General features: G+C 48.7%; 6 protein-coding genes and 2 pseudogenes. 3 read left to right on the forward strand and 5 right to left on the reverse strand.

Translation table 11 applies throughout. The features are described 5' to 3' along the window. A pseudogene (locus QZW82_RS21315) lies at window positions 1-87 on the reverse strand (IS1 family transposase); the annotation flags it as partial. A 35-nt stretch (window positions 88-122) separates the two neighbouring features. On the opposite strand from QZW82_RS21315, the pseudogene QZW82_RS21320 reads away from it, so the two are divergent. After that, window positions 123-548 (forward strand): annotated as a pseudogene (locus QZW82_RS21320) (Uma2 family endonuclease); the annotation flags it as partial. 89 nt (window positions 549-637) lie between these two features. Here QZW82_RS21320 and QZW82_RS21325 read toward each other — a convergent pair. Together QZW82_RS21325 and QZW82_RS21330 are read right to left on the reverse strand one after the other, a co-directional pair. Continuing rightward, complete coding sequence (locus tag QZW82_RS21325) at window positions 638-3,499, reverse strand: zinc-dependent metalloprotease (RefSeq protein ID WP_293152435.1); 2,862 nt, start codon at window positions 3,497-3,499, stop codon at window positions 638-640. A gap of 229 nt (window positions 3,500-3,728) precedes the next feature. Continuing rightward, window positions 3,729-7,316 carry a hypothetical protein gene (locus QZW82_RS21330; RefSeq protein WP_293152438.1) on the reverse strand — a complete coding sequence of 1,196 codons (3,588 nt, stop codon included), beginning with the start codon at window positions 7,314-7,316 and terminating at the stop codon, window positions 3,729-3,731. Between the two features lie 375 nt (window positions 7,317-7,691). Here QZW82_RS21330 and QZW82_RS21335 point away from each other — a divergent pair, with 375 nt between their 5' ends. Then, the gene (locus tag QZW82_RS21335; protein ID WP_293152441.1) at window positions 7,692-7,916 is read left to right on the forward strand and encodes a hypothetical protein; all 225 of its coding nucleotides are present in this window, start codon (window positions 7,692-7,694) and stop codon (window positions 7,914-7,916) included. Between the two features lie 238 nt (window positions 7,917-8,154). Here QZW82_RS21335 and QZW82_RS21340 read toward each other — a convergent pair whose 3' ends face one another. After that, complete coding sequence (locus QZW82_RS21340; RefSeq protein ID WP_293152444.1) at window positions 8,155-9,285, reverse strand: transposase; 1,131 nt, start codon at window positions 9,283-9,285, stop codon at window positions 8,155-8,157. Further along, on the reverse strand, window positions 9,248-9,922 hold the full coding sequence (locus QZW82_RS21345; protein WP_293152447.1) for an IS607 family transposase: 675 nt from the start codon (window positions 9,920-9,922) through the stop codon (window positions 9,248-9,250). Before QZW82_RS21345 ends, QZW82_RS21340 begins: the two co-directional genes overlap by 38 nt. Before the next feature lie 186 nt (window positions 9,923-10,108). On the opposite strand from QZW82_RS21345, the gene ppc reads away from it, so the two are divergent. Then, entirely contained in the window at window positions 10,109-13,228 is a 3,120-nt protein-coding gene (gene ppc / locus QZW82_RS21350; protein WP_293152450.1) for a phosphoenolpyruvate carboxylase, read from the forward strand. Window positions 13,229-13,260: the final 32 nt, after the last annotated feature.

Raw genomic sequence — 13,260 nt, forward strand, 5'->3', positions numbered from 1 at the left:
ACTGCATTGGACACAAATGTGATTTTGTTTTCCTTTCTTCTTGCCGTTTTTACGGATATGGGTTGATTTACATTCAGGGCATTGCATAAATTATTCCTCCTATTCATACTCTAACTCAGCAACGCCAAAATAAACAAGTCAGATTGAATGCTGCCCCGGGCGAAAGTGAATCGAGTCGTAAAGCTGACATTGTGGTATTTGCCAAGGAAGAATGGGCTAGAATGCGTCAAAGTTCTGCCTCTGCTGCTGCCTATGTTCCACCTCCCTTGGCGATCGAAGTTGTTAGTACCAATTGGCGGGATGATTACCGCATCAAATTGAATGAGTATGAAACTTTAGGAATCTTGGAGTATTGGATTGTTGATTATGCTGGATTGGGAGGCGTTCAGTATATTGGTTCTCCAAAACAGCCTACAGTAACTGTTAACTGCTTAATCGATGGTGAATATCAGGCACAGCGTTATCAAGGAGAAGACACTATTGTTTCTCCAACTTTTCCGCAGTTAGGATTAACGATCGCTCAAATCGTTGCGATGACAGAAGTTTAGTGTTTGCAAATTATTTGTAGGATACTCAGTATTGCAAAAAAAATACTAAAGTCCGAACCCGGTTTCTTGGCCCCCATATTAACCCCATATTAATTTGACTGAATCTGTGCGTTCAAAACCTTAGAAATTCGATCGCGCGTTTCCTCCAAATGAGCCTGCGTATAAGCATCCGCATTCTTGTCCAGATTGCGAATACTTTTGCTCAAACCCTCCCGCAACTGCCGCAACTCGTACCACGCCAGAGTCCGCGCATCCTCAGGTGCACTGGTTTTTCGCAGCACCATTCCGATTAAAATTGCCAAATGCTCTCGCTGCAACGATCGCCGAAAAGTCGAAATTTGCATCTTCTTTTCCGGCTGCAAAACCTCTTTCCAAATATCCTTTTGCAAAGTATCGAACAATTCTGGCAATTTCAAAGCGCTTTCCGAGGCTGATTTTAACTCCGCATCCCGCAGTCTCGCCAGCCGCACTGGAGATAGCAAGACTCGCAGCACAAATCGCTGCATAAAAGTAATTCGATCGCCGATCGGGTAATCTAGAGGAAACACCAAAGCCGGACTTCCCCAGTGCTCCCAGCGCGCAGGCGCTAATTTATTCAGCAACTCCGGCGCAAAACTAAACGCATCGCTTGCAAATACGTACTTGTCCAATGTTGCTAATGCTTCCCGCTGCTGCGAAAGCTCGATCGGCACAAACGGCAATTTCGCATTAATATCGCCCGGGCGAATCCGACTAAACGACTGTCCGCCGACGTACAAAGTAGCATTCATCACCTGCTGAAAATAATACCCGAACACCGAATCAAACATCACCCGCAGTTCGTTATAACCGTCTTCCCCAGCCGGAATGCGCTTTTCTAAACGCTTCCACATTGCCTTAGCATTATCCAATTGCCATTGCGAGTACCTCAGCATATTGTTACTGAGATCGAAGGCATTTGCAGCGGGATCGAGATTGTCAACAGTATCCTCATCCGGCGCATAAGCTAATTGCGGTTCCCCCGCGCGACTGGCAATTTGTTGCAGCGCTGGTAAGTCGCTGTTGGGGTTGGCGCCACCAAGAACTTTGTAACCGTACTCGATCGCCCAATCGTCATAAGCCCCTACAATCGTGGGATAATAATCGCCCTGTACAGTTCCCTGCGGTGCCAAATTCACCGGCAGGTAATCCATCACCGACGCCACCATACCGGGGGTGCGAGTTACCTGGGTATTGTTCAAATCCTCTGGTTGCAGCATTGTACTGCCGTGAAAATTGTGCCTCAAACCGAGAGTGTGACCGACTTCGTGGGCAGTCAAATTTCGGATATAATCATTAACATAATTATCAAGCACCGGACTGTTAGGCGCTGCATTATCCAGTAGCGACATCGACATTGCCCCGATCGCAAATTGCCGGCTCGATTCTAACCCAAAACACATATCCGAACTCAGCATCAAGCGCGATAAGGGCGATCGCTTTTGCTCTTGATATCTTTCCACCAAAGTCGGCAAATCATCAACAATTCTACCCTGAGAATTCTCCCCGCTGCTTTTGCCTAAATCTGCATTTTCGAGCATCGGCAAATAGCGAGAATACATCCCGAACTGACAGGGATTGGTATTAGAGCCGTTTCGGCCTTGAAAACTCCTCGCTAGCGATCGATTTTGTTCTACCAAAGACCGATATCCCTGTTTGATTAGCCGGACAATATTAGCATCCAACAAAATATCAGCATCCAAGATTTCCCCGGTTAGCGGGTTCGTGCGAGACGGCCCGAGTCCGGCAAAATCTGACTCAAAAGAGCTCGACCACCTAACAGTATTGTAGCGGACATCAGCCGGATCCCATTTAGCATTGTCCGGCATTTGTTTGACCTGAATTGCCTCAGTAAAACCTGCTTTTTCAAAAGCTTTATTCCACTCTAAAATGCCCTCGCGAATTGCATTGCGGTATTCTAGAGGGACATTATTTTCAATCCAAAAGACGATCGGCTGCACCGGAGGCGACATCGGCGCCGTCGGGATTTGCTTTTGCAAATGCCAGCGATTGATATAGCGAACAAAAGGCTCCCGGCTGCTTTTGTCCGAAAAGTCTTTATATGCTGTCAGAAAATAGCCGACTCGCTCGTCTGCAAGTCTGGGGCGGTAGCCGTTATTGAGAGGCACTTCCGAGAAACTGTAGTGAATGCGGAGGTTAAAAGCCCGACTGTCAGGAATCGAAGGTAAATAGTTAACTGCACTGTCATTATCGCTGGAAAAACCGTAAATAGAAGCAATTTCTACATTCAGCGGAAACGCTTTCACATCTTTAAAATAAGATTTGTCTTCATCGATCGAGTAATCAGCGCCCAAAATCGCCGGCAAAATCGCTTTAACCCCCGGTAAGTCGCGCTTTTCGCTCATCAGCAAATCGCCTAAGTCGATCAGCAGAGTTTGTCTTTGCGGATGAAGGCTTTTGAGTGGCAAAGAATAGAGAATCGACTCGCTAAATGCCCTTGCCACCGAACCCGCTTGCGGGTCGCCCGGACGCGTGCGAAAATTGATATTCGGTATGACAAACTCGACTTTATTTTGGACTCGCCGGAGTTGAAACAAGAAATCGCCCATCGGCAATCCGCTCAAAATTCCCCCTTCCCCCAAACCTGATGCCAATGTGACGAAACACAGAAACTTTTTATTCAGTTGTTGCGGTTTAATTTCTAGATAAACTTTATTAGTTGCCAGATTGCGGTAAAGGGTAAACAGCCCTTCAAACTTTTGCGCGTCTTTGACAACTTGCTCGAAGGGTTGCAAAGTTTGTTGTTCGCTGCTGGGCGCCGGAGTTGATAAAGCAAAAGGTAAAAATAAACCTTTATACAAGCTAAACAGGAAAAAAGCTAGAGATAGTATGAAAAATATCAAAGCCAGATTTTTTCTGGGACTTTTTATCTGTTTATTTTTGCTATTTTCAGGAAATACCAATCTTTTCATACAGTTTCTTTCTCTGATGCGTTTGGGGGCTAGAAACCGGGTTTCTACGAAAATTTTGCGATGAGAAACGAGAAGTTTACGAAGAAACCCGGTTTCTGATATGGGCATCCACAACTCGTATTTCTCCCCTCTCTCCCTCGAACATAACAGACAATTTCTCGCTTAGCAGTAGCTGATAAATTTTTCCCTATCCATCTAGCGAGATTCTGCTACCAGGAAGCGAGTAACTCTACTTCTTCACAGGCCAGGGAATCATCGGATCTTGAGCCAACCGCTTGGAAACTGCAACAGCACCGTAACGGTTGAGGTGGCTGGGGTCAGAAAAAGATTCCCGTGCTTGGGGCAACAATAAACTATTATCTCGGAAAATTAGTCCGGTTTGAGCTGCTAATTGTTGCATATATTGCCGGAATTCTTGTTCGTAACCTGTCCGCACCGGATCTAAATAATCGGCAGTCAGAGGCATATTGACAAACACGAGATTGATGTTGCGAACTTTGGTAAATTCGATCGTGTTTTTGAGCGCTACAGTTTGTTCCCCTGTCAATTTAAAATCTTGATAGTCGGTGTCGTAATATCCAGATACTTTGGCGTGTTTCTGAAAGTAAGTATCGGGATTGAAGCGGATGTCGATCGGCAAAAAGCCGTTTGGTTGAAACTCGCTGGGTGCTTTACCCGCAGCAGTTAGCTGGGCGTTTTCCGTGGTTGGTTTATCGTCGTCGGCTGCGATTTGGGGGCTTTGGGTGACAATAGGGGCTGCTGGATTCGCGATCGATCGCAAAAATCCCTTCAGCCGATCGCGCTTTTTGTAAGTTGCAGAAGTATCCACCAACTTTTGACTCAGAAATTGTTGAACATTCGCTTGACTTTGTTCCAAATTGTGCACCAATTCACCAGCAGTCGCGATCGGATTTTTGGCAGTTTCGTTAGATGTTGGGGATTCTAATGGATTGGTGCGGATCAGAAAACTACCCCGAGCCAATTGCCTGTAACCTTCAGAAGAGGCGATCGCGCTAAAAGTCAAATCCGGCCGCCCGCTGTTGAGAGCCCTCGCCCCGTCCGCCAAAATCAGCAATTTCGGCAATTGTTGCGGTGGCAAAATCCGGCGGACGATCGAATCTACCACTTGCAGAGTAGCTCCGTTCACCCCAAAATTGTAAGCCCTCAGCCCTGGATAGCCTCCAGCAGCCAAAGCCGTTTCCAACACCGCCGGATCGATGCCCCGCAGCGCCCTAGAACTCCCGACTATGAGAATATCCGGCGGTTTTTTGTGCTGGCGGATGTACTCTTGGTAGCGCGCAATCTGCTCGTCAAGCTGCTCGCTCCTCAAACTCGGAAACACCGGAGCAGCCGAAACATCAGCTACAGGCACGCTAGTATTTCCCGGTTTTGTAAACCCAGAACCGTTGAAAGCCTCTTCCCCGCTCGCGGACGGCGATGGTTGCAACGGAATTTGAGGCAAATTCACCTCTTGAGACTCGGGAACCGGGAGTTCAGAGGAAGGGGAAGAAGGAGAGGGAGAGTCAGGATTCGTGAGAGAGCCTTCAACGTCGAGCTGAGGCTTGGGGGATAAATTTTGACAATTTGGGCCCCTGCAAACTTCGGAGGCTCTAGGAGCCTGACTAACCGTCGCAGATTTAAGAAATAGACCCAGCAACCAATCGGTATTGAAGGTCAGCAGACAGCCGGCGATCGCCCAAATCAAAGCCATGCCCGCCGCGCGATCGGCTCTCACGCCACCGGGCGCAGCAGCATTCATTGACAAAGCGTCGTTGGGAACAAACAAACCCGAAGCAACAAGCGGCTGCACCACAGCTTGAACCAATTGCTCGCCCAACTGGTAACCGGGGAGTCTAATTTTGAAGCGCGGCCGCGAGGAGTCGGGTGCAGGAGCATCGAACACCAAATTATCGCCCAGAGCAGAAAAACTTCCATCCGCCGCCGACGGCGCAAAGTCCGGCACCGTTTCCTTTTCCAAGACAGCCTGTTGCGAGGGAGCCGATGAAGTTGTTGGTGCTAATTCCCCGTCAACCGCCATTTTGAGATCGATACCGTAGCGCCACAAAGGCATTTTCTGACCGGCGCGGCGCCCGTATACCCGCACCCCTGCCACTCCCGGAATTTGTAACTGCCGCAAGAATTTAGCCACCGACGGGCCTACCTTCGACTGAGGAGGGCAAGTCAGAGCTTCAGTCATGACGTGGAGCACGTTGGCTTTGTGCAGCGCCACAGCCCGAATCCCTCCGGTTTCCAGCTTGCGGTTGAGATTGGGATTGAGAAACCTATTGAGCAAAAAAGTCAAGGCCAATTGATCGCCCTCGGCTGCCAACATCCTCGGGTTGGGAGCTAAGTCGGGGTGGTGGGCTGCTGGTAAGTCGATCCAGTCGATCCATACCGGCGACTCCGGCTCGGTTGTGCTGTCGCTGGCCGGTTCTACGCCGTAGAGGGTAGCTGCACGGATGCCTTGGGGCGCGAAGGATGCTAACAAAGGGGCGATCGCATCGGTAGTTTGCTGTTTGTCAGGATATTCTTGTCGTTTGGATTTTTGTCCTTTTTTGACTGTTTTGCTGCAAAACAGGTGCAGAGTTGCTTCTTTGAGAGTGGCTCGCACTTCGACTGTTGATGTCGCCAAGTGTTGGTTGAGCAGTTTGGCGATCGACTGTACGTCTCCCCAGCGTGCCCATTCCTTGAGAATTGTGTCCGGTGGCGTCAAATCGACTCGCAGCACCCAGTCCGGCTTCGATTCGCCTGCAACTTGGCTGCCGATCGCGGCTTCCCGGAAGTCCTCTAGTTGCAGTTTCCGCAGCCTAGCGGCGATCGGTTCTGCCAGCAAGGAGGGTTCGGGGCTGTAGGCTGACTCGCACAGCACTAACAGCCGTCTTTCCTTGGACTTGAGAAGTTGTGGTGTATTGGGATGCTGGGTTTCCCGGCTGCTTTTGACTTCTTTTTCGCGAATGCTGACTTTGACAGATACACCCATCGGCCCGAGGATTTCGCTGAGATAGCTGGCGATCGCATCTGGATAGCCCCGCCGCGCCAAAGTTTCCGCTGAAACGGTCAAAGTGCCGCCGCCATCACTGTCACCCGAGCCTGTTTCGGGGGATTGAATCAAGGCCACCGCGCCGCGACTTGCCTGCTGTTGCGTGGATGTTTGCGGTGCTGGCGCAGAAACGGGGGGACTGAAAGCTTCCCGCGTTGCCGAAGTGTCGATCGTCACCGGAGAAGTTTCAAAAACTTCTGGATATTCAATCCGGGAGGCCGTGGGGAAACTTTCGGTATCAAAATCCATTTCTTCCCGCACCTGAGGCATTGGTGCCGGGGTTTCTACCTGTGCTGTTTTTAGTTTGAGGTTGCGGTTTTCATTTTTGAATCTGTCGAAGAGTCCGCCTTTTTTACGACTTGTTGGCGGTTCGCTGTCGGGGGGACTCGCTGGTGGTGGCATTTCGGAAACTTTTGGTTCCGGTTCCGGTTCCCGTCGCTGTGGCTGTGGCTGTGGCTGTCGCTGTTTGCCGCTGCAATCGAGCCGGACAGTCCAGTCATTTTGTCGGGAACCGAGTTTGCGGCCGCACAGAAACAACTGGTAGATTTTAGTTCGATCGGGCAGGAGTCGCGTTAAATCAGTTTGTTCGATCGCGCTTTTAAATCTCGCCGTCACCAATTCCTGAGACGGACACAATTGCGCTTCGCACAAAATATGCAGGTGATTTCCGCGCAAACGCGCTTGTACCTGTACCTCGGGCAGTCCCAAAGCTTTTTGCGCCCACTGCGATGCGGGCGATCGATTGTCTGCCAATATACTCCCGTTCGCATTCAACATGGGACTTTAAATTTCGTCAAAGCTGGTTTTGTTTTCTACAGATAGCACAGTTTACAGGTTTTACATACAATTATTTTATTTGCCGAGCCTAACCTTTGCATCCGGTTTAACTCTTGCTCGGCTTGCTGGCGATCTCTGTATCCGCTCGGCTGCGATCCGTTGGGCAATAATGTTTTGGGCAATACCTCGAATGTATTCTGGCACAATTAGACCAGTTAAGCGAGGTCAGAAGTCAAAATGATTATTTCCCCCACTTTCGCAACCGCGCCCAAAAAAGATTAGGACGTTCTTAATTGCTGAAACCATTGCTCTTCTGCCTTCTGCCTTCTGCCTTCTGCTGTAAACTAAGGATACTGAATTATACAGGAGGGAGCTATGCCGTCGGAAAACCAAGACTTGCCCAAAACTCAAACACCTCAGAGTCCAAAATTGCCAATTCCCTCAGATATTTTATTGAGCTTGGCCGCCTTACCCATGCTGGGCGGGTTGCTGGCTGCCAAAGCTGCTGCTGAGTTTGTGAGTTCGATCGGCATTGAAAGCGAAGAAGTCTTTCGGGGTTCGCGCCTCCCGGTACTCAACTTTCCTCACTCGCAGGAATAGCAATCTTAAGGTCAGTTCAACGCTAAATTTTTTGACCAAAAAGCTTGACAGCCGGTAGAATCCGTGCTGTTACAATTTGTCATTGCTTCCAGCTTCTCCATCAGTGGTTTCGCATCGCAAGATTAGTTGCAAAACACCAGGAAAGGCAGGCCCGGTAGTCCAAACCACGATCGTCATCAGTCATCCGCAATCGCAAATCGCAAATTGTATAAGATGTGGTACATTTACGCGATACATTTCAGACATTTTGGATTTCTCCGACACCTGAAAATACCTCGATAGCATCACCCGCAAGGGTGAAGGGCGTACCCGCCAAAGCTTTTAGCATGATACCAAAAGCACCGTTTGCATCCCGGTCGGCAATATAACCGCACTCAGGACATTTAAAGATTTTGTTGCCACCCAATCTGGCATGAACGTGACCGCACTTGCCACAGGTTTTAGAGGTATAAGCCTCGTTAGTTTCTACGACTAAGACGCCCGAACGTTTAGCCAGAGCTATTAGTAACTGCTTAAATCTGTAATGGCTCCAAGTTAGCATTGACCGTACAGATTTTGTATTAATCCGCCTTTTTGCTCTCAAAACCATGGATGATGTTTCAAAAGTGGGGATAAACACCACCTTGTAATTACGGACTAAGTAACTAACAGTTTGGCGATGAAGTTCATCCACTAAATTGCGAACCTCGATCCGGATTTTGTCAGCAGCACGAAGTAAAGAACGGCGTTGCTTAGTCCTAACTTGTTTTTGGTAGGCACGGCCCCTTAATTTGTCAAGGTGAAAGCATAATCTCACGATTCGCTCTATGTCTCCCTTGCCAATCTCTAAAACCGTTTCTCCGTCGTAACCAGTTAAAAATGTTCGCACCCCAGGATCGAGAGCAATTACCTGATTCTGGGTAGTTGTTGCTGTGGAAATATGCTCGGGAATTACAGCAAACCAACGTCGCCTGTCTCGCACTAACTGGGTGCCGTACCTGCAAGAGTCTGGCAGTGGTTGGGAAGATTCAAAGCCGCACCCTTTGGTTAGTTGAGGGAACCAAGTGCCTTTGATGTAATTGCCATTTTTGAATTTAATTGTAGCTACTGATTGGCGACAATTGCGAAATCTTGCGTCACCAAGGGTAGCTTTTGCTTGGCGACAGGCATCATAAGCATCTTGTACCGCGTTAGCTTTGGGGTGTCTCGGTACTGTTTTGAGCCAATCTGGTAAATCCGAGAGGATTTGGGCTTCTAAGTCATAGCTACTACCGTGAAAACCATTTTTTAAAACCTCTATGCAGCGGTTGTAAACAAAGCGACAACCCGCTAACCAATGTCGCCAGATTGAGTTAAGCTTGCGATCGGGATAAACCCGAATTTTTTTCACAGAGTTCGGCGCTAATTTCGCTGTCAATTTCTGTGAGTGTCGTTTTTTGCTTTTGTATGGACGAGTCTTCCCTGAGTTGTTTTTCGTACTTACGGAGTCCGTAAATCCTTGAGCTGAAACAGTGGATGACTGACAGCATATCTTGCACGAGTTCTGTCTGCGGACTGTATTTTTGCTGGTAGAGAACCACGAGTTTACAATCGAATTTTTCGCACAGCCATTCGATGAGGTCGAAGCCAAATCGGGCAAGTCGGTCTTTGTGGGCAACGACAAGACATTGGATATCGCCGCTGATAATTCGTTCCAGAATGGCGTTAAGCTTTCGCCGCCTAAAATTGAGTCCCGATCCAATTTCTGTGATGACTTCACAGCCTGGGTAACTTGTAGTAAGTGCCTCAGTTTGTCTTTTGAGATCATCTCTTTGGCTGGATGTTGAGACTCTGGCGTACAAAATTGTACAATGTCGAGCAAGCTGTGTTGTACCGGATTTTTGTTTGAGATATTCGGCGATATCGTAACGTCTTTGCCCTGCTTCGGTTTTGATGGTTTTGATTTTGCCATCTTCTGACCATCTGGCAAGGGTTCTGGGGTTAACTCCCAAAGCGTTAGCTGCTTCTCTTGGTGTGACATACGGCATGGCATTCTTATGGAAGAACACTTTTTATTTTATTTAAGGCTGTCCGATTTGTCCATTATGTCGGTCAAAGTCGTGTAAACTGCCCTTAGGTCGTATGTCTCAAATTTGACTGCAAATAAAAGTGTTTTCGGCGAAACTAAACAATACAATTTTCTAGACACCCGCAGCTATTTGAGGAACAGCCCGATGAGTTCAGTCCTCCAGTCTTCAGAACAGGCTATTGATACACCATCTATTCCCCATTCTGCCCCTTACTCAAAATCAGACCTGTTTCTACGCAATCGCCTCAAAGTAGTAGAGGACTTGTGGGAATCGGTGCTGCGACAGGAGTGCGGGCAGGAATTGGTGGATTTGCTCCAACAAATGCGATCGGTCAATTCGGCCGAGGGACAAGCCACTCACTTTCGCGAGTCGAATGTCCTACAGCTAATCGAAAAGCTCGATCTCAACGCCGCCATCCGCGCCGCTCGGGCTTTTGCACTGTATTTTCAGTTAATCAACATTGTCGAACAGCACTACGAACAGCGAGACCAACAGCTAGCTTACACTGGCAGCAACGATGCTGGCGGGCGGATGTTTGCTAAGCTGCCGGGACAAGCAACGGATGCGCCCGATCGCCCGCGGCACAGGGAAGGCCCCGCCCAAACAGCTCTGAGCAAGGTAGACAGCAGCGAGGCGATCGCCAAAGACGCCGGAACATTTCACCAACTGTTCCCGATGCTACTGCGCTTGAACGTACCCAGCCAGCAAATCCAGCGCTTGATCGATCAGTTAGACATCCGCTTAGTATTCACCGCTCACCCGACGGAAATTGTCCGCAACACGATCCGCACCAAGCAGCGGCGGATGGCGAAGATTCTCCAAAAGCTAGACCAAGTTGACGAGAAATTTCAGGTACTCGGGGCCGACTCAGAAAGCCCCTACCCGGTGTCTTCCTGGGAAGCTGCGACTCTCCAAGAGCAACTCATGGAAGAAATTCGCCTCTGGTGGCGCACTGACGAACTGCACCAGTTCAAACCGACTGTACTTGACGAGGTGGAGTACACCCTGCACTACTTCGACGAAGTGCTGTTTGATGCGATTCCCGAGCTCTACCAACGCTTAAAGCAAGCGCTGCACGCTTCTTTCCCTTACCTGAAACCACCTAGTTACAATTTTTGCAAGTTCGGTTCTTGGGTGGGCTCCGACAGAGACGGCAATCCTTCTGTCACCCCAAAAGTTACTTGGCAAACGGCTTGCTATCAACGCCATTTAGTGCTGTGCAAGTACATCAATGCAGTGAAGCGGTTGAACGAACTTTTGAGTTTGTCGCTGCACTGGAGCGACGTATTGCCGGAATTGCTCGAATCGCTCGATCGCGACAAATCAGAATTTCCCGAGGTTTACGAGCAGTGGGCGATCCGCTACCGTCAAGAGCCCTATCGGTTGAAACTCGCTTACGTACTCCAGCGACTGGAAAATACGCGCGATCGCAACTGGCGCCTCTACAAAGGAGACGAGTTGCAGCGGGAGCGCGAAGCCTTGTCAGAACATCCCGGAATGACCGGCCTTTATCGATCGGGAACCGAGTTTTTGACCGAGTTGCAGCTCATCGAGCGCAATTTAACCGAAACCGGTTTAAGCTGTCGGGACTTAGAAAATCTGCTATGTCAAATAGAAATCTACGGATTTAACTTGGCTTACCTAGATATCCGCCAAGAGTCAACAGTACACTCCGACGCTTTGAGCGAAATTGCAGAATACTTGCAAATTTTGCCCAAGCCTTACAATCAAATGTCAGAAAGCGATCGAGTGATATGGCTTGCAACAGAACTGCAAACTCGCCGCCCATTAATTCCCGCAGAATTGCCATTTTCTCCCAAAACTTGCGAGACAATTAATACCTTCCGCATATTGCGGCAAATGCACCAGGAGTTCGGCCCGGAAATTTGCGAAACCTACGTCATCAGCATGACCCACGATGTCAGCGATATGCTGGCGGTTTTGTTGCTAGCAAAAGAATCAGGACTTTACGATCCAGCTACAGGAATTAGCAGCATTCAAGTAGTCCCATTGTTTGAAACAGTGGAAGACTTGAAAAAAGCGCCTAAAGTAATGCAGGAGGCATTTGAACTGCCACTTTATCGAGCTTTATTAGCCGGAGGATACGCCCAACAAACAGCAAAAGAAAGCGAACAAAATCTAGACTGTCCAATCCGAAAACTCAAATTGCAAGAGGTGATGCTGGGCTATTCGGACAGTAATAAAGATTCGGGTTTCCTCAGCAGCAATTGGGAAATCCACAAAGCTCAAAAAGCTTTGCAAATGGTTGCGGAAAAGCACGAAGTAGAATTGCGAATTTTTCACGGCCGTGGCGGTTCGGTAGGGCGCGGCGGCGGGCCTGCTTACAAAGCGATTTTGGCTCAGCCCGGAAAGAGTATCAGCGGGCGAATTAAGATTACCGAACAAGGCGAAGTTTTGGCTTCTAAATATTCTTTGCCGGAGTTGGCGCTTTACAATTTAGAAACCGTGGCGGCGGCGGTAATTCAAGCTAGTTTGCTGCACACAGGTTTCGATGGCATCGACTCTTGGAACGAGATTATGGAAGAGTTATCGGTGAAATCGCGATCGCACTACCGTAATTTAATCTACGAACAGCCGGATTTAGTCGATTTCTTCCACCACGTTACCCCGATTCAAGAAATCAGTCAGTTGCAAATTAGTTCTCGCCCAGCCCGTCGCGGCGGGAAGAAAGACATCAGCGGTTTGCGAGCAATTCCGTGGGTGTTTAGCTGGACTCAAAGCCGCTTTTTGCTGCCTTCTTGGTACGGTGTCGGCACAGCTTTACAAGAGTATTTGCTGGAAGAACCGGAAGAACACATGAAACTTTTGCAGTATTTCTACTTGAAATGGCCATTTTTTAGAATGGTAATTTCCAAGGTAGAAATGACATTATCTAAGGTAGATTTGCAGATTGCAGAACACTACGTGCAGGAGTTGGCGTTACCGGCAGACAGAGAGCGATTTAAGGCTTTATTCGAGCAAATTGCTGCCGAATTCTACTTGATTCGTAATTTGGTTTTAACTATTACCGGACACCAGAGTTTGTTGGATGGAGATCCATCGCTTCAGCGTTCTGTGCAATTACGAAATGCCACAATTGTGCCTTTGGGTTTGTTGCAGGTTTCGCTGCTGAAGCGCTTGCGGCAACATGGTACTGGCGGAGTACCTGGGGTAATTCACTCGCGTTACAGCAAGGGTGAGTTGTTGCGAGGAGCTCTGCTGACGATTAATGGTATTGCCGCAGGGATGCGGAATACAGGCTAAAAAACAGGTTTGTAGTGAGGACTTCAGTCCTG

The organism is Microcoleus sp. bin48.metabat.b7b8b9.023 (assembly GCF_013299185.1).
GTDB lineage: Bacteria > Cyanobacteriota > Cyanobacteriia > Cyanobacteriales > Microcoleaceae > Microcoleus.

Excerpts from the sequence above, each read along its gene's own strand:
- QZW82_RS21325 (WP_293152435.1), bottom strand. The coding sequence starts at position 3,499 with ATGAAAAGATTGGTATTTCCTGAAAATAGCAAAAATAAACAGATAAAA.
- QZW82_RS21330 (WP_293152438.1), bottom strand. The coding sequence starts at position 7,316 with ATGTTGAATGCGAACGGGAGTATATTGGCAGACAATCGATCGCCCGCA.
- QZW82_RS21335 (WP_293152441.1), top strand. The coding sequence starts at position 7,692 with ATGCCGTCGGAAAACCAAGACTTGCCCAAAACTCAAACACCTCAGAGT.
- QZW82_RS21345 (WP_293152447.1), bottom strand. The coding sequence starts at position 9,922 with ATGCCGTATGTCACACCAAGAGAAGCAGCTAACGCTTTGGGAGTTAAC.
- ppc (WP_293152450.1), top strand. The coding sequence starts at position 10,109 with ATGAGTTCAGTCCTCCAGTCTTCAGAACAGGCTATTGATACACCATCT.